Below are 21,889 nucleotides of genomic sequence, written 5' to 3'. Positions count from 1 at the left end.
CCTCACTAAAGGATGCCACTGCACCCGCTCACGCGGACCTCTCGGTACCAAAGTAATATCCTTTCTATCGTAAACTCCAACAATCTAAAAAGTCCAACAATCTAAGAATCTAAGAAGTCTAACAATCTAATATTCCAAGAAGTCTAACAATCTAATAACCCAAGAAGTCTGAAAATTTAACATTCTAAAAGAAAAACGGCATACATTTTGTAATACAATTCTGTCAAATTTAAAACCGTAAGACGAATCAATACGGTCAAACAAGTACTACAAACTAAAAAAACAAAAAAAAGTATGTCATCATCAGCAGAAACAGGACACGCAAAAAATCTTGCTAATTTCCAAACACTTATCGAATTTGTATCGGGCTATGGCAACCACTACAACCCATCAAAAGACACTCTGAAAATTCCCCATCTCAACCTAATCGCGACAAATGCACAGGCAAAATTGGCAGATGTCATCCAAAAAAATACCGAATACAACAATGCGGTCAACAACCGAATCATGGCGTATCAAAATCTAAGAACTTTGTCAACCCGACTCATCAACGCCTTACAAGTAACAGATGCGCCTAAAGAAATGGTGAACAACGCCAAAGTATACCACCGAAAACTACACGGAAGAAGAGCTACCTCTATTAATCTCATCACCGACCTCAACGTCCCCGCTCCTGTAAAAATAAGTGTGAGCCAACTCTCATTCGACCAACAGGTGCACCACTTCGCATCACTAATATCGGTGCTAAAATCGGAACCAAGTTACACTCCAAACGAAGACGAATTGAAAATTAATTACTTACACAACAAAGAAACTGATCTCTTGAACAAAAACAAAGAGGTGTCAGTTGCCTATGTCAATGTCAGTAACTCCAGAATAATGAGGGACAGAACATTGTATGACGACACCATCGGTCTCGTAGATGTGGCCACCGAAGTAAAAAAATACGTCAAATCAATTTATGGCGCCGGTAGTCCTGAATTTAACATGATCAAAGGCATACGATTCAGAAAGGTCATATAATCTCTTTCCCAACTTTAAGCTATGGCTTTCTTAAGTTCATTATTTTAATAGTGAAGGAAAGAAAGCTATTACTTTAGTGTTGCAATTCGTTACCTCCAAATGACTTTTTCTTCCTGTTAAAAGACTTATTGCTCCTGACAGAAGACTTTTCCAATCTGTCAAAAGATTTTTTTCAACTGACAGAAGACTTTTCGCTCCTGTCAAATAACTTTTCATTCCTGTCAAAAGAATTCTTTCTCCTGACAGAAGACTTTTCGCTCCTGTCAAATAACTTTTCATTCCTGTCAAAAGAATTCTTGCTCCTGACAAAAGACTTCTTACTCCTGCACAACAAAATTTCGTTCCTATCCAATAAATAGTTTCGATCATCAAAGTAATCAACATAACGTATAATAAAAAATGCACTTCGACTAAAATAAAATGATCTACTACCTTTTGGAATTGAGCTATTGTCTTTCGAAATGTACTACTTGCTATTTAGCTTTTAAGCACAACAAACCATCAACAAAAAACCAAAAACAACAAACTCGTAAAAAACTTGAAAATAAATTTGGTCACCAATTAAAATATCCTTTACTTTGTTTTTCAAAGTACTTTAAAATGGACACACAAAATTACTTGCAGGACATTAAAGACATCAAACAAATGATGTCTCAATCTTCCCAATTCATTTCCCTGAGTGGATCATCAGGTATTTTAGCTGGTCTGTATGCCATTGCCGGTGGATGTTATGTAAATCATTTAATCGATACGAACATTGGCAGGTACATTTTGTTGGAATCCGACACATTCAAAAAAATAATCATTACTGCTGCTGTTGTACTTTTGGCTTCATTGGTTACCGCTTACATCATGACGGCACGTAAAGCCCGTAGCATGGGTGAAAAAGTATGGAACCCGGTTTCAAGACGATTGGTTATCAATTTCGCCATTCCATTAGTTACCGGCGGTGTTTTTGCTTTGCTCTTACTTCGCCACGGCTATTACAATCTAATCGCACCAATCACATTATTATTCTACGGTTTGGCTTGTCTCAACGCGAGTAAATATACACTGAGAGATGTTCGCTATTTGGGCATCACCGAAATTGTTTTAGGCTTGTTGGCGGTCGAATTTTATGGTTTTGGTTTGCAATTCTGGATGATTGGATTCGGTGTTTGTCACATACTATATGGTACAATGATGTATTTCAAATACGATAGAAAATAATTCATGAAAAAGATATCCCGCATAGCTATTATTGTTTTCTTGGGAATTCTCTTGGTATTTTGTGGTTTGCATTTCTACAACAAATCCAATATATCTGGCGCTATTCCAAGAAATAACGGTATGGAAATTGCCAAAGATGGAGATATCATCTTTCAAACTTCCGAATCATCACAATGTGAAGCGGTACGAATTGCAACTCGTTCTAAATTCTCCCACTGCGGCATCATTTTTACCAAAGACAATGAGAAATTCGTATTAGAAGCCGTTCAACCCGTAAAAATAACTCCATTACAACAATGGATTCAACACGGACGCGACAACTGTTATATGATTAAACGAGTTAAGGATACACTCCTACTCAACAATCAGAAGCGCACCGCCATGCGATTAGAGGGCACAAAACAATTGAATAAGGATTATGATTTGTATTTTGAATGGAACGATGATAAAATTTATTGCTCCGAATTGGTTTGGAAAATCTATCAAAAAGGTGCCAACATTACATTGTGTAAAGAAGAATATTTACAATCCTTTAATTTAAAAGATCCGAAAGTAACGGCAATTTTGGAACAACGTTACGGAAAAAACATACCTTTGCGCGAAAAAGTGGTTGCACCATCACAACTTGCAGCATCAACATTATTAGAAACCGTTTTTGACAATTATACCTTTTGAAAAATATTATTCAAAATATCAATAAAGCCTTTGACCATCGCATCCGATTGGGCATCATGTCTGTATTGATGGTCAATGAAAGCATGGACTTTACAGCACTCAAAGAACTCTTGGGCGTCACCGACGGAAACCTTGCCAGTCATGCAAAAGCACTGGAAAGTGAAAATTACATCGTGGTTGAAAAACAATTTATTGGAAAAAAACCCAATACCAGCTACAAAGCCACTGTTTCAGGAAAGAAAGCATTTCAGGATCATATAGATGCTTTGGAAAAATTAATCGCAAACAATTAACCTTTTTTTTATCCATTTACTTTGAAATGCAAAGTACTTTTAAATAATTAAAATGAAAGATAGATTCATCGAAAAAATGTACGAAATGAGTAAGAAACCGTACCAAAAGTTCATAAAAAAGAACCAACCCTGGAATATCACCAAGGAAGAGCTTGTCTCCTACCCTGAACTTTCCTTAGGTAATGATTTGGGGCGCTTCCTGACGTCAAACCAATTTGATATTCAAGAGAAACTAGAAGATCACGATGTAATTCACGTTCTTACAAACACAGGAATTACTGTTGCTGATGAAATTGCTATGCAATATTTTTTATTCGGAAATGGGAAAAGAAGTCTGTATCTCTATATGGTCATGATAACTGGTACTCTATTCTATCCGATGTTATTTGACCAATTTAAACTTGCATTTCAAAAAGGAAAAAAAGCGCACATTTTCTATCATTTAGATTTTTTGAAATTGCTTCATCTTCCCACATCAACTTTACGTCAAACTTTTAATATTAATTAAAATGGATATGATTATTAAAACAGAACACCTATCATTCCCAACAAAAGTTGCAATAGGATGTTTTCTGATTGGCACTTTTTTGTTTTCGTTCAACCAATTATTCCCAAATGACATTGTAGTCTTTTTAGGCTTCTATTTTGTAGTGTTTGCAATACCTTTCAATACAACAATACTCCTTTATTTGCTTATTCAATTGTTACTTAAGCCAATGGAAAGACAAGCTAATCTAATACGAATTTTGATTGTCCTCTCCAACATCCCGATTGCACTATTTTATTTCACAATAACTGTTAATCATTAAATCGATCAATCCAATGGAAACACAAAACAGTCCATCCAATCTTTCATTTTTACAATCCAACACGGTAAAAATGATTATGGTAGGTTTTTTAACCTTATTCCTGCTTATCCCTTTGCAATTAGTCAAAGAACTAATTACTGAGCGTTCAGAACGTAAAAAAGAAGTTGTAAACGAAGTTACCCAACTCTGGGGGAACGACGTTGTTTTTTATGGACCAATTTTAAAAATCCCATTCAAAAGGTATGAGGAATTCAATGTTTCGAATGGCAAAGTCATAACAGTTCAAAATAAAGTCATTACTGATTATGCTTATTTTTTTCCTGAAAAGCTCAATACCAAATCCAATGTGAAAAAAAACACTTCTTTAAAAAGAGGTATTTACAACAATGTAGTCTATACTGCGGATATGCACTTTCAGGGACAATTTGGCACTACTCATTTCGAAAAATTAGGAATTAAACCAGACGATGTACTCTGGGACAAAGCTACAGTTGTCGTAAAAACTACCAATCTTAAAAGTATCAAAAGTGATTTAGTACTAAATGTTAGCAATCAAAAATTACAATTTGAATCCAAAGACGAGCAGGATACATTTTACGGCACTCTAGAAACCAATCCGTTCAACTATAACGAATTGGTTAAAAACGGAACTGTTAATTTCGAATTTGACATGAAATATAACGGTAGCAATAGTATTAAATTCATTCCGATAGGAAAAACCAGTACGGTAAATATTGATTCCGACTGGGATTCACCGAGTTTTGAAGGTGCATTTGCGGCCAATGACACTACTAAAATCATGAATAAAAAAGGATTTCATGCAGAATGGAAGATTTTAGACATTAACAGATCCTTTTCACAGCAACATAAGAGTAAAATCCCCAATTTGAACGAGTATTCCTTTGGTGTCAAACTAATTGATACAGTTGATGAATATCAGCAAAACGAGCGTGCTTCCAAATACGGCTTTTTAGTTATTGGATTAACCTTTTTGATTTTTTTCTTAATCCAATCAATTAGTAAAATCAGTATCCATATTTTCCAATATTGTATGATTGGTTTAGCCTTAATTATGTTTTATACACTATTAATTGCCATTACTGAACATTCCAGTTTTACTTTGGCTTATTTAGTTGCTGGTTCATCCGTCGTTGTCATGATAACTCTATATTCCATTTCCATTTTGAACGACAGAAAATTTCCATTACTCATTGGAGCCGCGTTATTAGGTTTATACACATTTATCTATGTTATTATCCAATTAGAAATCTATGCTTTATTGGTTGGTAGTATTGGATTATTCTTAATACTCGGTACTGTTATGTACTTTTCAAGAAAAATTGATTGGAATAACAACTAGGTAATAAATACAAAACGGCTCAATTACTAAATTGAGCCGTTTCCATTTATATAGATTTTAGATTCCGTATTTATCGATAAGATAAATTAACGATGTCATTGTTGCTGCACCTAATTCCAATTCTCTTTTATTTACGGCATCAAATGTATCATTAGCTGCATGATGATAATCAAAATAACGTTGAGAATCCGGTCGCAATCCTGCTTTTACGATTCGTTTGGATGTCAGATCTTGTATATCTGAACCTCCATGGCCTTTGATAAAACTATGAATTAAATAGGGTTCAAAAAGTGTTTTCCAACTTAAGATTTTAGCGAAGGAATTTTCATCTGCTTCCAAAGCAAAACCTCTTGGTGTAAAACCTCCTGAATCACTTTCCATCGCAAAAATGTGATTTTCATTATTTTTTAATGAAAGTTCCTGATATTTATCGCCTCCTTTACCACCATTTTCTTCGTTCATAAATAAAACCACTCGGATCGTATTTTTAGGTTTGTAACCTATACTTTTAAAAATTGAAGCCACTTCCATACTCTGAACACAACCTGCGCCATCATCATGTGAACCATCAGCTAAGTCCCAAGAATCAAGATGACCGCCAACAACCATTATATTTTCAGGTGTTTCAGAACCTTTTATTTCTCCTATTACATTATAAGACAACACATCAGCTTCTTGATGACAGGATTGTTTCAGGAAAAATTGCAACTTCGGATTCTTTTTTAAGGTTTTACTCAGCAATTCTGCTCCATTGGTACTAATAGCACAAGCGGGAATTTTTTGTTCTTGAGTAAGAGAACCATAATTAGTATTACCCGCATGTGGAAAATCGTCCAATCTAAAGTTCAAAGAACGAACCACAACAGCAACAGCACCATACTTTGCAGCTTCCTTAGCACCTACCCTTCGCTGATCACCAGCATCACGATACGAATGAAACGCTTCTATATTAGCAGGGTTCATCGGGCGGTTAAAAAAAACAATTTTTCCTTTTAGCTTCGCTTCACCGAACTGTTGCAGCTCCTCTATCGTTCTAACTTCCACTACTTCGGCTGTAATACCTTTATTTGAGGTTGCCACCGAACCTCCTAAAGCGCAGATAGGGACATTTACTTTTTTCTTTCCATCAGCTATAAATGCAGTTTCTTTCTCACCTCTGATCCATTTTGGAACCATAACTTCTTGTAGGTATACTTTATCAAAGGCGCCTAAACTTTCCATTTGTAATTTCGTATAATCAACCGCCTTCTCAGCACCTACAGAGCCGGATAGTCGGTGTCCAATAGAATTGGATAAATAATCGAGCCATTGATAACATTTAGAATTTGTGAGCGCTTGATTATAGATGGCTTTTAGTTGTTCTTCATCTGTTGATTGTGCATATCCAAGAGTGGAAACAAATAAAAACAAAGCAGCAATTTTCTTCATTTATTTTTGGTTTAGTTTATTCAAAAATAAATCAGATTTCGCAATTTGACTATTCTTTTGTTATGAATTTTATAGTAGCAATAAAGAAATAAAAAAGCCTCAAAAAATGAGGCTTCAAAATTTAGTTTTATTAATTTACTTATTGATTCGTTGGGAAATTTATTCTTTACCGTCTACATAATCCTGCAAATAGTTGAATTTATCTGTCAGTTGTCCGTTTTTACAAATTGTCGCTCTTGCCAAGATACCATCCTGATCATTGTTATAAAATGCCGGAATTACATGTTCTAAGAACATTTCTCCGAAACCTTCACTGGCATCTTTTGGCAATTCGCAAGGAAGATTATCCACGGCCATTACCACTATTGCAGCTGGGTGATTGATATCTACTTCTTTATTTTCACTTGGATAATACCCATAAAGTGGATCAGCAATAGTTGACGCTCTTAAAGTACAAGCAATTGGACCTGCAACATCACAAGAAATATCAGCCACCACTTTAATTTTATTATCCGCTGCTCTTAACATATCACGAGTTAAAATCTCAGGTGCGCCATTTCCATAGAAATGACCCGCCATAAAAATATCAGACACTTTAGTAAAACGCTCAAAATCTGAAGTATACTCTTGAGGATTGGTATAAAAATCATTCTTATCTGAAGGTTTTCCATCAATTCGTTTGTTGTAATCCAATACGTCAATTTGGGTATATACCGGCTGTGTATACGTTTTAGACAGGTAATCATCAATAGAAACCTGTTTGATTTTCATATCATCTAGAATTTCTTTGGCTCCCATACCTACTTTTCCATGACCTGTCAATACAATTTTGATTGGAGGTAAAACAGGGCGGCGCAAACGTTCCACTAATGCTGCTTTATCCGGTAAAGTTTCTGCTTTAGGCAAATTGAACAATTCAAATTTAATACCGAATGCTCTAAAACCATTGTAAGCTCCAACTATTCCTGCATAACGACCAAAACCAATCAAACGGTGATTGCTAGCATTCACAATCGTTTCGTGATCGATTAATTCAATATTCTTTTCCAAACAAGCTACTAACAGTTTTCTATTATAAGGTTGTTTTTTGATAGTATGAGAAAAGAAAAAATATTTTTTATTTGGAAGTAAGGCATCAACAGGAACTTCTTTAACCCCAATCAAAACATCACAATCCGTCACATCATTTGTTACATCAAAACCTAAATCTGTATATTCTGCATCGGGAAAAATTCTAATATCAGAGGCCTCCACAGCAATTTCGGCCTGTGGAAACTGTTCTTTTAGTTTCACCAATTCATCAGGCGTAAAAACGACTCTTCTGTCTGGTGGGTTCTTTCTTTCTTTGATTATTCCGAATTTCATAATTTGTTGTTGGTTAATTAGCAGTTTAAATAAATAATCACTATTTACTTTAAAATTGTTGCAAATATAACTTTTAAAAGACATAAATCAAGTAGAATTAACATGTAAAAACTATTCCTTAAAAAGAGAACTTTAATTATATTTGCCCTTCTATCATTACACCATGAATTATTTAAAAGCATCAAAATATATCGCAATAATTGCGACTGGAATTGCCGTTCTTTCATGTACGAAAGAAAAAAAAACACCTTTAAAAACTAAAGAAGAATCCAAAATTAACGGCATTTATGCCTTACAACCATTTGCCTTTGAGAAAACCAATTTAAATACAACCAAAAAACAACAGATTGTTGATAGTCTAAACTACTTATATAATAAAGAGTTTGCTACCAATGATTTTTCGGGAAGCATTTTGGTTGCTCAAAACGGTGAAATCATTTATGAACATTATAGTGGCATGAGTGATTTCAAAAAGAAAACGCCAATAGAAGCCAATACACCGTTACATATTGCCTCTGTAAGTAAAGTTCTCACTGCAACGGCTACACTTTTATTAATTGATTCCAAAAAAATTCAATTAGATCAAAAAGTAAATACTATTTTACCTGATTTCCCATATGAAGACATTACAGTTAGAACATTGTTAAATCACCGAACTGGCTTGCGCAATTATAGCTATTTTGTTGATAAAAAGGATGTTTGGAATAAACGTGATACATTACATAATAGTGACTTAATTCCTATTATCAACAAACACAATATACAACTAGAGTTCAAAACCGATTCCCGTTTCAGTTATTGCAATACGAACTATGCCATTTTAGCTTTAATCATTGAAAAAGCTACCAAAATGGATTACAGAACTGCTATGAGCAAGTTGATTTTTGAACCTCTTAACATGAAAAGTACTTTTGTATTTGACATGAAAAAGCATGCCGATACTACATGCAATTCCTATAAAGGGAATTACATAAAATACCCGTTAAATCATTTGGATGATATTTATGGTGATAAAAACATCTATTCTACTGCAAGAGATTTATTAAAATTTGATTTGGCCACCTATAATCCTTCTTTTTTGAATAAAAAACTATTACAAGAAGTCTATAAAGGGTACAGTTATGAAAGCAGAGGCAAAAGAAATTACGGTTTAGGCATTCGACTTTTAGAATGGGAAGACGGAAAACAATTATTTTATCATAACGGCTGGTGGCATGGAAATACTTCTGCTTATGTAAAACTAATGAAGGAAAAAACTACATTAATCTGTCTTTCAAACAAGTACACCCGAAAAACATATTACTTAAAACTAGCGACCGGATTGTTTGGTGATTATCCTTTTCACATTCGAAAAAAAGGAGAACCGATTTTGGAATAATATTTGATAATAAATTAGTAGATTTGCAATCTTACTGGGGCCGACTGGTTTTGACAGCGAGTGGAATTAATCTGTAAGCATGTTGAGCATTGGGGTGTTGCTCATAAATATAATGTCCCGAACTTTTACACGGCGAAAATAATTACGCTTTAGCTGCTTAATCCGAATTATAGTACGATTTGCCTAGTTCTCACAAGGTGGGAAAGCTAGATTCTCCTCAGAAGCCTTGGTTTGTGGCGTTTGATTTAGGGGAACCGTAAAAATAAACCTAGGAAAGGTAATGCTTTAAATCCTTTCTGACATTAATAAAGCTAAGCGAAAGGTTGCTGTTCCTGGCATCGCCTTTTGTCGAAAATCTAATCAGGAACTAAACATGTAGAAAGCTTTTTGATTGCTTGTTTGGACGAGAGTTCGATTCTCTCCGGTTCCACTAAAAAAACCCTGTAAAAACTAATTTACAGGGTTTTTTCTTTCTTTTCAAAGATTAAAATTAAAGCCAATTAAAAACCCTCTGCTATTATCGACAATAATTTGGGATCTATAATTTCTAACGAGCGCCCTTTATTTTCAAGGATTCCTTGAGATTCAAAAAAACCAATTACTCTAACCACTGTTTCTTCAGATGTTTCTGAATACCTTGCTATATCTGATTTTGTAATGGTAATTTCTGATTTCTCATTTTCCTCTTTATATTTTTCATTCAAAATCAATAATATTAAAGCGATTTTTTCCTTGGCTGATTTATGAGACAAAGAAGAAATCAAATTGATCCAAACATTGAATTCAAAACTCAGAATTTTAACCAAATTAAAAGATAAATTAGGTGCTCTCTTTGAAATATCTATAAACTCCTGACCTTCATAAACTTCAATTTCGCTTTCTTCCAAAAATATTGCAGTTACAGGATGTTTCTCATTACTAAGTAAAGGACGAAAACCAAAAAACTCACCCTGTGTATAGATGTATACTATTCTTGTCTTACCATCTTGATTGAGCTGTTCAATTTTAACCTTACCTTTGGTTAGTCTGTATACCGCTTTAGGTTCACTACCTTCTTCATACAAAATATCATTTTTCGCAAACGACTTCAAACTTTTAATTCCTTCCAATTCTACCATAAATTCAGGCTTAACATTATCTAAAAGCTCATTACTCTTAAATGAATATTTTGAAAGTATAAAGGACATAGTTAATTATTTTTTATTGATTGACGGTCGTCAATGTTTTACAGTTAAAGGTAGTCTAACTTTGTAACAAAGCGAAATACTATTACAAAATTATAACAAAGAAATCCTTTACCCTATTTACATCACCAAAATAGATAAAAAATAGGCCCTAGTCCCAAAAAGTAGAATCAGAAAATAAATTATTGAAATCATATGAAGAAAATTATTTTTTTATCACTCTTAATTGCAATTCCGACATGCGCTATTAAAGCACAAACTAAAACCATCTCAAAAAGTATAATTAGTCCAACAGCAGTCCTCAAAAAGTATCATGAAAAAAATGAACTTGAAAGAATGCAAAAAGGGGATTTAGTTGACTTGTACATTGAAAGAATAAATGTAATAACTAATAAACTACCATTTATAGCTTTAACAAACAAAAGAGGTGTTACAATAAATGATGTTGGAATTCCAGATAATACCGAGAACAATAAACTATTGGACAAACAACAACAAATGATAAAGACATTTATGTCTGAAACGGATACATTCGAAAGGAAATTAACTCCATTTGCAGATAAATCAGATATTGTAGATGCAATTTTATTTTGTGAAAACATTCTAAAGGAATTACAATTAATACGTGAATAAGACACATCCGGAAACTAATTCGATGCTATAGAATACTAATTAAAATTTATGATATGGAATATTCTATTAAAAACATTTTGGTTCCCACAGATTTTTCAGAATCAGCCAATAATGCCTTAACTCTTGCAATAGCTATAGGAGAAGTTCATAATGCTACATTACATCTTTTGCATGTGGTTGAACCATTAGTCTTGGGTAAATTTGCTACCATAAATGGCAAAACAGTAAATATCCAAAAGCAACTCATGCAAAATGCTAAAGAAAAATTGAACATGCATGCCACTTATATTGAAAAAACAACACTCCTTAAAATTGCAACGAATGTGACTATTGACAGCGTAGCTAATGGTGTGGCAAATTATGAAGAAGATAATGGTATCAATCTTACAATTATTGGAACTCATGGTCAATCTGGTTATTACGAATTATTAGCTGGAAGCAATGCCATGAGTATTATAAAAAAATCAAATGTTCCAATTCTTTCAATTCCACCTTGTTTCAACAAAACAAAATTTGAAAAAATACTCTACCCTATTCGAATTGTAGAAGGCACTGTTGAAAAATATGAATTCATAAAGCCTATACTAAAAAAATACAATCCAAAGCTACATCTACTAGGTGTGTATGAATTTGAAAAGATAAATGAGGTTAATACGCTATCTGAAAAAATAAATGAAGTTAGAAATTTAGCCCAATATTATGATTTAGTTGTGAGCTATGATCTGATTCCATGTAATGGAATTGAGCAAAGAATTTTAGACAAAGCTGAAGAATCTGAATCCGATTTAATTGTAATTAACGCAACTTTAGATAAAAAATGGTATCATTTATTCATGGGTAATACATTTACTGATGAAATTATAAACAACGCAAAAATTCCAATTTTAAGCATCAAACCTAAACTTTTAATTGGAGATCCCGACAACTACTCAGACACATGGTTTGAGGATAAAAACGATTATATTCCTTTAAATTTACATTCTTTGTAAATTATTACCACTAAAAAAAAGTCCCGCTTAAGCGGGACTTTTTTACATCTATGAACAATTACTATTCGATTATGATTCTTCTTGCTTCTTTTTTACCAGCACTTTCTACATTTAGTATATAAACGCCTGAAGTCAATGAATTCAAACTAATTTCTTCATTAAAAACAATTCCTTTACTTGGGTACGATTGTTGATAAACAGAACGACCTCTAATATCATAAATTGTCACTTTTACCTCTTCTGTTGTGGACAACACAACATTAAACTTACCTTTTGAAGGGTTAGGATAAACTGAAAACTTCTCAAAACTGTTTTCATTTGTTCCTAAAGTTCCTTGAATAACAAAGTTATCAATAAATACTCCTTCCTGATTTGCGGCATCATCAGACACAAATGTAAATCTGAAAATTGCATTTGAAGGATTTCCAAGAGCTGCTAAGCTATGAGTATAATTACGCTTATTTCCATTTACCCCTGTACCACCAACAGGTGCAGTAGCATAATCGCCAGTCCATTGTTTTCCTATACAGTTAAAACAATCTGTTCCATCAGGAAGTCTTGGGCTATTATACCAGTTAGGGTCAGCAGAAGTTCCTAAAACATCCCATGTAGCTCCAGAATTGGTAGAATATTCGAAATAGATAATATCCCAGTTGGATTCAAGATCAAAAGCCATATCAAAACTTACGCTAGCATTTGAAATTGAAGATAAATTATAACATTGTGACACCAAGTACGAAGTAGTTTTATCAGGATAGTTACCAACCAATTTCGTGGCATATCCAGGTGAATTACCCGTTGCAGTCGATGATAATAACGCCTTATTAACCGTACCTCTTTGCCAAACAGAATTGGTTTTCCCGTTGGAATCAATAGATACTAAAACATCGCCAGCAGCATTAAATCCGTTAACAGCTCCTACTGTACCGTTATCATTTACAACAACTACCAATGATTTTGTATTATTTACCGCATTTCCATCACCAGAAGTGGTAGTCGTTACATTAATGGTATGATAACCTCTAGTTAATCCACTTACAGGAATAGCTTGAGTAGCTTGAGAACAATTTGATAAATTTCCGTTCCAGTTAATTACTGTATTAGCACCGCCATCTACATTGTATGTAATTGTTACCGAAGACAAAGTTGAAGTTCCACCATTCTCCAAAACAATAGATGGACTATAAACACTTCCGCAAGCCACATTACTATTACCTCCTGAAATTGCTTTCAAAGCAACATCATTTGCTGGAGCAGAAAATGCACTACCAACGTTTACAGCATACCAAGCATTTGTAACCGATTGAACTTCAGGACTAGTTGCACAATACAACGAACTTGCCACAGCAATTGTTGCATTACGAGCATCCATAAAGGTTGAGTTTGGAGTCAAATAATCTCTTTCTGCATAATATGCGATTTGTGAAGATTTTGTCAAGCCAATCCCCGAAACGTTATAGGTGTAAGGAGTTGGGGCAGTATTTGTTCCTGATTTTCCAGCAGTAACAATATAAAACCAATGATTCAAAACACCACTATTGGTATGAACCCCGCAACTGTCGTTTGTGTCTGGATTAGGTGTACATGTACCATCATCGGCAGTAGTTACATAAAAAGTTCCACGAAAAGTATCCGGTTGGGACTTTGTTCTTGGATAACTCATCGAACGCAAATAACCACCAGAAGTGATATCCTCACCTATCTTCCATACCGCCGCAGTTCCAGGTGAAGCGGTATCCACAGGAGAATTTAAGTTCCCGTTTCTACCATATTGTTCAATACAAACTCCCCAAATATCTGAAAAACCTTCATTAAGTGCTCCAGACTGATTTTGATATGCCAAGTTCGCTGTATAAGAACAAATTGCATGTCCAATTTCATGTCCACAAACATCAATTGAAGTTAAAGGTCCTGTAAAAGCACTAAAACCATCACCATAAGACATTACGCTACCATTCCAAAATGCATTATCTAAACCTCTATTTGGAGGAGTCGGGGTATCGTCATAATGCACATAACTTTTTATTTGTGCTCCTTTATCATCAAAACTATTTCTGTTGAAAATATTTTTCCAGAAATCATAAGTCATCATTGCACCCCAATGTGCATCTAGTGCTGCATTATCTCTAGTAGCTGAACCAGAAGTATAATTTCCATCATTCCAAACATTATCTGTATCTGTAAAATGCGTAGAAGGGTATGTATTTGTTTTACCAGAATTATAGGTAACAATTCCATTACCTCTAGTGTTGTCCTGTAATACATATCGATTCAAACCAGCATTAAACGATGTTTCAATAGTTTTGGTACCACTATAGCGAGTTGCTGCTGTTCCCGCAACAAAAGGACTCACAAAAACCGATTCCATTTTTTTTGCATTTTCTTGCATTTCTTCATTAGAAATCAGACGGTTGGCATGCTTTATAATTGGATTCTTGTACAAAATCTCTCCTGAATTTGCATCAACATAAATCTCTTGTCTTGAAACTGGTTGAGCAGCGTAAATATCATACTTATAGGCTAATCGAACTTCACCTTTGTTCACTAAAGGAAAAACAACCAATTCACCTTTGGGCTTCTGATACTCCATCATTAAAGCAGCCTCTGGGTCTTCCCATAAAAACTTTTCTGCAGGAACCATTTCCAAAGCCTTCTGAAAGCCTTGTGACGGCGTCAAAACAGGTTTAAGATCCAAATCAGCTGGATTATACAATTCCCCATTAACACTTTCGACGATACCATCTTTTGTATGTGTAATAACAGTACCGAATTCTACTTTCATCCCATTAAAATACTGTTGGTATCTCTGATGTGTAAATCCAGAAAAATCTGAAGTTTCAGTATACATCTGAAAAGTATTACGTTTATCCAAGCCGTAGTTTTTGGCAAACTCCTGAAGTGCTTGAATTCCGGTACCCGGCGTAGTAATTTTTATTGTTTTTTGAAAAGCAGATGCTGGATCATACTTTTCGCCCTTCTGAGCATGTAAACTAAAAGCCGATAATAATAAAACCGACTTTAGTAAAAGATAATTTTTCCTCATAATTCTTGGTTTGGTTGTGTTTTCATGAAATTTTTGCGAATGTACTAAAAAAAATGTTAAAACATTTTTTTTTAGTACATTTGATTAATCATTAAAATACGTAACTATGTCTAAACAAACTACTTACATTTTAGGCATTATCCTCACTTTGGTGATTGGAGCCTTTTTTTATTCTAAGTTCTGTTGCTTGGAATGTCATCAAAAAAAGGAAGAAGCAACTATTACTACCTCAGAAGCAAAAATAGAGTTACCCAATAATCAGCTAGAGCTCATTAGCAAAGACTTCAACTACCGCAGTAAAAACAACTTCAATTTCGCATTAGAATCATTCAAAACTTCATTACCAATCCATAAAGACATCAACAGTGGCATTGAAAAATTAAAATTGTATTTTGAAACTAATCCCAACAAGCGATTAACTATTACTGGATATGCCTTGAAAAGTGAAGAAAATCATTCCGCTTTTCCCAATTTAGCATTTGCAAGAGCTTACTTTGTTAAAAAATATTTTATTAGTAAAGGAATATCTTCCAATCGTTTTGAAATTGATGGAAAAATTGTCAATTCATGGGCAATACAGTCGGATACTATTTCAGGACCGATAAATTATAGCATCACCGATAATCAGATTACAGCCAAAGCACAGGACTGGAATGCGATAAAAGACACTATAAACGGAAATCCATTACTATTATATTTTAATCCGAATCAATCCGAAATCGCCCTAACTAATGATGAAAGACAACGTATTGCTGATTTCGCTGAGTATTTAGACAATGTTCCAGATGCAGTTATAGTTTGTACCGGTTTTACAGACAACACAGGAAATAAATACCAAAACATTCAATTAGGGCAAGATCGTGCAGATTTTGTCAAAGCGTATCTTGTGCAAAACGGAATCAGCGAAAAAAGAATACAAGCCTTTTCAAAAGGTCAGGATGATCCGATTGCTGATAATTTAACACCTGAAGGTAAAGCCAAGAATCGCAGAACAGTTATTACACTTAAATAAAACAATCCTAAAACAATTGATTATGATACCATGTTTTTTAATTCCCATAATGGTTGGACTTATAAGCGCATTATTAGGCTATTTGTTAGGAAAAATGATGGCTGGCGGAAATATCTTGAATATAACTTCAAAATTACATACCTGTGAAACTGAAAATGACAACCTCAACAATAAATTGTATTTACTACAGAAAGAATTGGCAGCAGCTAAAACTGAATTTTCAAACTCCGATCTTCAAGCTGAATTAGAAGCCTGTCGTAGTTATAACACTAAATTGGAAGAAGAAATTGATCTCTTGAATGCCAGAACAAAATCAGTTCACGGTTTTACATCAGTAGTTATAATCCCTTTTGACGCAGCAGAAGCAACTTCAATTTTAAGTAAAAAAGTAGTCGAAAATGATTTGAAAATAATTGAAGGAATTGGTCCAAAAATAGAAGAATTATACCATGAAGCAGGTATCAAAACATGGAAAGATCTAGCTGAAACCTCGGTAGAGACATCCCAAAATATTTTGAATGAAGCTGGTAGCCGTTATGCCATGCACAACCCAGAAACATGGTCAAAACAAGCACTTTTAGCCTATCAAGGAAAATGGCAGGAACTTAAAGACTATCAGGAGTCATTGAATGCCGGAAGAGAATGAAAATCAACCATTTAATCACTTTATTTCATAATGTGAATTCTATAAATCTAAATCATATTCCTATAAGATTTGAGCAAAGTTTCACCATAACTTTACTAAACTTAAAACACACATTATGAAAGCAATACATTTATTATTGACAAGTACAGCATTTTTAGGCGTGTTAGCTTGTACAGAAAAAAAAGAAACCATTCATGAAACCACAACAATTGAAAAAGACACAATTATTGTTCAGGAACAAAATGACCAAGATCCAGTCATTATAGAAAATAACACCGAAAAAACTGAAGACGGAACCTCTGTCAGTATAAACAAAGATGGTGTTGAATTTTCTACAAAAAGTGGTGAAAACAGTACCGAAGTTGAATTGAAAAATAAAAAGTAATTTCTTCGTACAATTAAAAAAAACAGGCATAAAGCCTGTTTTTTTATGTTATAAATTTACATCCCAATGCACCGTTGGATTGTAAAAAAGTTGACCCTTATTCACTTCTAATGGACAATCAAAATTGTTGAAATATAGAGCTCCCGTCCCTAATCCTTGAGGCATTGAATTTTGCTTCAAAAAGGTATATTGCGAGATAGCATTCAATCCAATATTTGATTCTAAAGCTGAGGTAATCCACCAGCCAATTTTGAACTTTTCGGCTAAGAAAATCCATTCATCTGTACCGCGAAAACCACCTATAAAACTTGGCTTTAAAATTATAAATTGTGGCTTAATTTTTTGTAATAATGCTTCTTTTTCTTCGAAAGAAAAAACACCTATCAACTCTTCATCCAATGCTATTGGTAAAATGCTGTTTTTACATAAAAATGCCATTGTGTCATGTTGATTCTTTTGGATTGGCTGCTCAATACTATGAATTTGAAAACCAGCTAGTTTACTCAATTTATCTAAAGCTTCAATTGCAGAAAATGCACCATTCGCATCAACCCTAATTTCGATCTGTGTCGGAGTAAAATTTTCACGAATAAATTGTAATAATTGGAGCTCTTTTTCAAAATCTATGGCGCCAATTTTTAGTTTAATACAAGAGAACCCTTGTGCAATTTTCTCTTCAATTTGCTCCTTCATAAAACGCTCGTCTCCCATCCAAACCAATCCATTAATCGGAATTGACTTTTCACCCGAAGTAAACTCGGATGGGAACAATAGAAATGGATTTTCTGACTCTAAAGAACGGAAGGCCATTTCGACACCAAACTGAATTGAAGGAAATTCATTAAGCGACTCCCAAAGCAACTTTTCACCAAGGGAAATATTGTCACAAACCCAACGCAATTTCTCTTCATAATCAGGTCGATCATCAGCTGATAAACCTCTTAAAATTCCACACTCGCCAATGCCTTTTTTTCCTTCTTTTTCCAAGAGTAGAAACCAAGTTTCTTTTTGCGTTAAAATTCCTCTTGAAGTTCCAGAAGGTCGTTTAAAATCGAGTATATATTTTTGGTAAGTTGCTTTCAATTGAAATAGTAAATACTACCTTGTTTTTTAATTATACAATTTCCAGATTCTACCTATATTTTCTTGAGGCAAATTGGTTTTCTTAAATCCATCCAAATCATTAATCGCTTTGTTTTTCCAAGTTTGTTTTGCTGAAACGTTTTGGTTCCTATATTTTTTATGAATTTCTTTCGAAGCACTCACGTTATCCATAAACATATACACGTGTGCCAAATTCATTTGTACTTTCAGTTCACTTGGGTCAATGTTTTCGGCATTTTTAAGTGTTTTAAGCGCTTTTTCAAATTGTTTTGACTTCATATATAACTCAGCCAACGAATTGTAATTTACGGCCTTTGCTGTCGGTTTTGAAGTTACTTTACTTTCAATCATCGCTATTGCCTCATCGACATTTCCTTTTTGAGCTAATAGATTCGCTTTGTAACAAATCATCTCATAGTACAAATTCAGTGCATCATTTTGAATGAATGCCTTTTCTTCCAAACGCTCTATTTCAAATTTTTGCTCATCTGCAGACAAAGCTTTAAAATCCTGGTAACGGAACTTTTCTTCCACTTGATTAAACAAACTCAAGGCAACATTGCGGGATGTTTCTTTTTTCAAGTAACTCAAACTAGCCGTCTTCATAAGATTTTCAACTACTTCATTTTTCCTTTTGGCAGTCCAACCACGGCTTGCAATTTTATCAACCCATGGCACAATTTCCAGAACAATTTTTTCATTCATCATCCAATTTTCATTTTTGAATGCGAACCAAATTGTTTTTACATCATCATCGAGACAAGTATTTTTAGCCAAAGAAATCAATTTAGCGTCTTTACTTACCGGGTTTTTCTGATAAACACAAGCATTATCGAATTTTCCAGAAACGGAGAAATCAGCAGCTTTTTGCTGTTCTTGAAAAACGGCATAGGTACATTTATCAGTCCCTGAAATTCCTGAAAGTAATGTTATTGCTCCACCAGTACCTTTTCCAATATAATAGGGATCCGGAATCGCTTTTAAAACCGAGGCAAGATCGTTGACCATTTTCTGATTTTCATCCAAAAGGGTAATTCGGTAAACAAATTCTGTAGTTCCAACCGGAAGATCTTCTGATTTTACGATAATTTTTTCGCCTGCCGACAACTTGATTTCCTTATTGGTTATTCGCTGATTATCCCAGTAACCATCAGCACTTTGAGCAAAAGCACTAATCGTACCAATAAGTAAAAAGAAAGGTATTATTTTAGATTTCATGTTCTATTTTTAAATTGTATCGGCAAATTAAATGCCAATTTTTAACGAACTCCCCTAGCCCCGACTGAGACAAGTTACCGTGCAATCTCTTCCGTCATCAGAAAGAAAGTAAAAAGCTACTACAAATCAATACTTTGACCAATTTCAAGCAACATAAGGTCTTTTCCTGCATCAAAGAATTTTTTGATGGATTCTTCATGATTGATTTCAATAAATCCAAATGTATCAAAATGATACCCTAAGATTTTATCGCAATCCAGAAAATCTGAAGCAACAATTGCGTCATCAACATCCATCGTGAAATTATTTCCAATGGGTAAAACTGCTAAATCCAATTTTGTACGCATTGGAATTAACTTCATATCCATAGTAAGCGCTGTATCGCCAGCGATATATATGTTTTTATGTTCTCCTTCGATGACAAAACCACCGGGTTGTCCGCCATAGCTTCCATCGGCGAATGAACTTGTATGAATTGCATTCACATACTTCACATTGCCAAAATCAAAATCCCAACTTCCACCGTGATTCATAGGATGGTATTGCAAACCTTTTGCGGCGTAATGCATGGCGATTTCGTAGTTAGATACTACAACTGCATTCGTTCCTTTACCGATCGTTTCCACATCCAACACATGGTCGTTATGTGCGTGAGTGATCAGAATATAATCTGCCTTGATTGTGTTGATATCGATATGATTTGCTTTAGGATTACCTGAAATAAACGGATCCACTAAAATATGTTTTCCGGAAACTTCGATACCCAAACAAGCATGACCGTAGAATGTGATTTTCATATTTTTAAAATGAGTTTTAGAATTAAAAAATTAGCACCATTGCTAAAATTACAGATAACAAAAAAGTACTCAGAGCCAATACTTTGAGTTGTGGATCTAATCTTCGATTGTCATCACATAAATAAACCACTCTCAAATGTCTTAGTAAAGGAAAATACGCCACCAAAAATGCATATTGATCCCATCGAAACCCTACACCGTTGTAAATCAGCGCAAAAACAAGCACCAAAATCATAGCACCCACCACAAGAAAATAATGGTACAGTTTTGCTTTATCACCACCCATTTTTACAACTAAAGTATTTTTTCCTGCTTTTGCATCCGATAATTCATCGCGCATATTATTCAGATTCAGGACACCAGTACTCAACATTCCGATAGCACAAGCAGGAAGAACCAGCTGCCAGTCGAACTGTTTTGAATACAAAAAATTAACTCCAAGTGTACTAACCAATCCAAAAAAAACAAAGACAAAAACATCTCCAAATCCTTTATAACCGTATGCAGAATCGCCAACGGTATATTTAATTGCCGAAGCGATGGCTAAAATTCCTAGGATTAAGAAAAACAAAGAAAATAGCAAATGTTTATCCGAAAAGGCGATATAGATTAATAAAACAGCACAAATGAAAGTCAACAATGCTGTTAAATACATTGCTTTTTTCATGGCTTCGGGAGTAATTACACCACTTTGAATGGCACGCTCCGGCCCTACTCGGTCTTCATTATCTGTTCCCTTCACACCATCTCCATAGTCATTCGCAAAATTAGACAACACTTGAAAACCAACAGTAGTTAGAATTGCCAGAATAAAAATTCGCCAGTCAAAAACTTGCGTTGGTGTTAAAACATCATTAGTTGGGTTATTCAAGGCATACAAACTTCCTACCAAAATTCCGGAAACCGAAAGTGGTAAAGTTCGTAATCGGGCAGCTTCAATCCAGTGTTTCATATATTAAAATAAACCATAAATTATTAATCCTCCAATTGTAATTGAAACTGGAGCCAAAAATTTCAAATAAATAGGTTTTAGTGTTTTCGATGCCATAACAGAAATTCGATTATGAAGTTTAATAGGAACAAACATCAAGACAACAGCAGTTACCATCAAAAAAAATCCTGTCAATTCATAAACAATTCCGTATTGACTAACTATTTTAGTAAAACAAAAACCAACAATCAATCGAATTGTTAATTCAGCATAATTGATCAAATAAGTACTTCCTGCTTTGGCAATAGTATCTTTTACAATCTGTGGTTTTAAAAACATCATAAAACCAGACCAAACCATAAAAAGTCCGAATAGCACAATTATTATTTTATACACTAAAACCATAA

22 protein-coding genes and 1 other RNA gene are annotated in these 21,889 nt (G+C 34.2%); 13 read left to right on the top strand and 10 right to left on the bottom strand.

Going from position 1 to position 21,889, the window contains the following annotated elements; all coding sequences use genetic code 11:
* Window positions 1-294 precede the first annotated feature (294 nt).
* A complete protein-coding gene (locus tag ACS8MM_RS00745; protein ID WP_379712015.1) occupies window positions 295-1,023 on the top strand; it encodes a hypothetical protein in 729 nt (242 codons plus the stop codon).
* A 39-nt stretch (window positions 1,024-1,062) separates the two neighbouring features.
* Here ACS8MM_RS00745 and ACS8MM_RS00740 read toward each other — a convergent pair whose 3' ends face one another.
* On the bottom strand, window positions 1,063-1,428 hold the full coding sequence (locus ACS8MM_RS00740) for a hypothetical protein (RefSeq protein ID WP_379712013.1): 366 nt from the start codon (window positions 1,426-1,428) through the stop codon (window positions 1,063-1,065).
* A 195-nt stretch (window positions 1,429-1,623) separates the two neighbouring features.
* On the opposite strand from ACS8MM_RS00740, the gene ACS8MM_RS00735 reads away from it, so the two are divergent.
* The 5 genes from ACS8MM_RS00735 (at window position 1,624) to creD (ending at window position 5,369) form a co-directional block, all read left to right on the top strand.
* A complete protein-coding gene (locus tag ACS8MM_RS00735) occupies window positions 1,624-2,232 on the top strand; it encodes a hypothetical protein (protein WP_379712011.1) in 609 nt (202 codons plus the stop codon).
* 3 nt (window positions 2,233-2,235) lie between these two features.
* The gene (locus ACS8MM_RS00730; protein ID WP_379712009.1) at window positions 2,236-2,907 is read left to right on the top strand and encodes a YiiX family permuted papain-like enzyme; all 672 of its coding nucleotides are present in this window, start codon (window positions 2,236-2,238) and stop codon (window positions 2,905-2,907) included.
* On the top strand, window positions 2,904-3,200 hold the full coding sequence (locus tag ACS8MM_RS00725) for a winged helix-turn-helix domain-containing protein (RefSeq protein ID WP_379712007.1): 297 nt from the start codon (window positions 2,904-2,906) through the stop codon (window positions 3,198-3,200). Before ACS8MM_RS00730 ends, ACS8MM_RS00725 begins: the two co-directional genes overlap by 4 nt.
* Window positions 3,201-3,252: 52 nt before the next feature.
* Complete coding sequence (locus ACS8MM_RS00720; RefSeq protein ID WP_379712005.1) at window positions 3,253-3,708, top strand: hypothetical protein; 456 nt, start codon at window positions 3,253-3,255, stop codon at window positions 3,706-3,708.
* Window positions 3,709-4,022: 314 nt separating this feature from the next.
* Window positions 4,023-5,369, top strand: coding sequence for a cell envelope integrity protein CreD (creD, locus tag ACS8MM_RS00715; RefSeq protein ID WP_379712003.1), 1,347 nt, complete (start codon window positions 4,023-4,025; stop codon window positions 5,367-5,369).
* Window positions 5,370-5,426: 57 nt separating this feature from the next.
* Here creD and ACS8MM_RS00710 read toward each other — a convergent pair whose 3' ends face one another.
* Window positions 5,427-6,797 (bottom strand): M28 family peptidase, encoded by a 1,371-nt coding sequence (locus ACS8MM_RS00710; protein ID WP_379712001.1) that lies wholly within the window; start codon window positions 6,795-6,797, stop codon window positions 5,427-5,429.
* A gap of 159 nt (window positions 6,798-6,956) precedes the next feature.
* Window positions 6,957-8,162, bottom strand: a complete 1,206-nt coding sequence (locus tag ACS8MM_RS00705) for an NAD(P)-dependent oxidoreductase (RefSeq protein WP_379711999.1) — start codon at window positions 8,160-8,162, stop codon at window positions 6,957-6,959.
* Between the two features lie 163 nt (window positions 8,163-8,325).
* Between ACS8MM_RS00705 and ACS8MM_RS00700 the strand changes: the two genes are divergently transcribed.
* Together ACS8MM_RS00700 and ssrA are read left to right on the top strand one after the other, a co-directional pair.
* Window positions 8,326-9,540, top strand: a complete 1,215-nt coding sequence (locus ACS8MM_RS00700) for a serine hydrolase domain-containing protein (protein ID WP_379711997.1) — start codon at window positions 8,326-8,328, stop codon at window positions 9,538-9,540.
* 36 nt (window positions 9,541-9,576) lie between these two features.
* Window positions 9,577-9,973, top strand: a transfer-messenger RNA (tmRNA) gene (gene ssrA / locus ACS8MM_RS00695).
* A gap of 67 nt (window positions 9,974-10,040) precedes the next feature.
* Here the strand turns inward: ssrA and ACS8MM_RS00690 are convergent.
* Window positions 10,041-10,727, bottom strand: a complete 687-nt coding sequence (locus ACS8MM_RS00690; RefSeq protein ID WP_379711995.1) for a Crp/Fnr family transcriptional regulator — start codon at window positions 10,725-10,727, stop codon at window positions 10,041-10,043.
* Window positions 10,728-10,919: 192 nt separating this feature from the next.
* On the opposite strand from ACS8MM_RS00690, the gene ACS8MM_RS00685 reads away from it, so the two are divergent.
* On the top strand, window positions 10,920-11,357 hold the full coding sequence (locus tag ACS8MM_RS00685; RefSeq protein WP_379711993.1) for a hypothetical protein: 438 nt from the start codon (window positions 10,920-10,922) through the stop codon (window positions 11,355-11,357).
* Window positions 11,358-11,410: 53 nt separating this feature from the next.
* A complete protein-coding gene (locus ACS8MM_RS00680; RefSeq protein WP_379711991.1) occupies window positions 11,411-12,346 on the top strand; it encodes a universal stress protein in 936 nt (311 codons plus the stop codon).
* Between the two features lie 61 nt (window positions 12,347-12,407).
* Here the strand turns inward: ACS8MM_RS00680 and ACS8MM_RS00675 are convergent, their stop codons facing one another.
* A complete protein-coding gene (locus tag ACS8MM_RS00675; protein WP_379711989.1) occupies window positions 12,408-15,389 on the bottom strand; it encodes a M4 family metallopeptidase in 2,982 nt (993 codons plus the stop codon).
* 106 nt (window positions 15,390-15,495) lie between these two features.
* On the opposite strand from ACS8MM_RS00675, the gene ACS8MM_RS00670 reads away from it, so the two are divergent.
* From ACS8MM_RS00670 to ACS8MM_RS00660, 3 genes are all read left to right on the top strand, one after another.
* Window positions 15,496-16,401 (top strand): OmpA family protein, encoded by a 906-nt coding sequence (locus ACS8MM_RS00670; RefSeq protein WP_379711987.1) that lies wholly within the window; start codon window positions 15,496-15,498, stop codon window positions 16,399-16,401.
* A gap of 22 nt (window positions 16,402-16,423) precedes the next feature.
* Window positions 16,424-17,047, top strand: a complete 624-nt coding sequence (locus ACS8MM_RS00665; protein WP_379711985.1) for a hypothetical protein — start codon at window positions 16,424-16,426, stop codon at window positions 17,045-17,047.
* Window positions 17,048-17,162: 115 nt separating this feature from the next.
* Complete coding sequence (locus tag ACS8MM_RS00660; protein WP_379711983.1) at window positions 17,163-17,432, top strand: hypothetical protein; 270 nt, start codon at window positions 17,163-17,165, stop codon at window positions 17,430-17,432.
* 48 nt (window positions 17,433-17,480) lie between these two features.
* On the opposite strand, the gene ACS8MM_RS00655 is transcribed toward ACS8MM_RS00660, so the two are convergent.
* The 5 genes from ACS8MM_RS00655 to ACS8MM_RS00635 all read right to left on the bottom strand — a co-directional run bounded on the left by ACS8MM_RS00655 (window position 17,481) and on the right by ACS8MM_RS00635 (window position 21,878).
* Window positions 17,481-18,515 (bottom strand): o-succinylbenzoate synthase, encoded by a 1,035-nt coding sequence (locus ACS8MM_RS00655; protein WP_379711981.1) that lies wholly within the window; start codon window positions 18,513-18,515, stop codon window positions 17,481-17,483.
* Window positions 18,516-18,542: 27 nt separating this feature from the next.
* Window positions 18,543-19,754 carry a tetratricopeptide repeat protein gene (locus ACS8MM_RS00650; RefSeq protein WP_379711979.1) on the bottom strand — a complete coding sequence of 404 codons (1,212 nt, stop codon included), beginning with the start codon at window positions 19,752-19,754 and terminating at the stop codon, window positions 18,543-18,545.
* A 119-nt stretch (window positions 19,755-19,873) separates the two neighbouring features.
* Complete coding sequence (locus tag ACS8MM_RS00645) at window positions 19,874-20,551, bottom strand: metal-dependent hydrolase (protein WP_379711977.1); 678 nt, start codon at window positions 20,549-20,551, stop codon at window positions 19,874-19,876.
* A 22-nt stretch (window positions 20,552-20,573) separates the two neighbouring features.
* The gene (gene menA / locus ACS8MM_RS00640; protein ID WP_379711975.1) at window positions 20,574-21,503 is read right to left on the bottom strand and encodes a 1,4-dihydroxy-2-naphthoate octaprenyltransferase; all 930 of its coding nucleotides are present in this window, start codon (window positions 21,501-21,503) and stop codon (window positions 20,574-20,576) included.
* A gap of 3 nt (window positions 21,504-21,506) precedes the next feature.
* Window positions 21,507-21,878 carry a hypothetical protein gene (locus ACS8MM_RS00635; RefSeq protein ID WP_379711973.1) on the bottom strand — a complete coding sequence of 124 codons (372 nt, stop codon included), beginning with the start codon at window positions 21,876-21,878 and terminating at the stop codon, window positions 21,507-21,509.
* Window positions 21,879-21,889: the final 11 nt, after the last annotated feature.

The sequence above is a fragment of the Flavobacterium sp. MAHUQ-57 genome (assembly GCF_051908335.1).
Classification (GTDB): domain Bacteria; phylum Bacteroidota; class Bacteroidia; order Flavobacteriales; family Flavobacteriaceae; genus Flavobacterium.
Note: the sequence above shows the minus strand (reverse complement) of the source record. Positions and strands in the feature narration are given on the sequence as shown.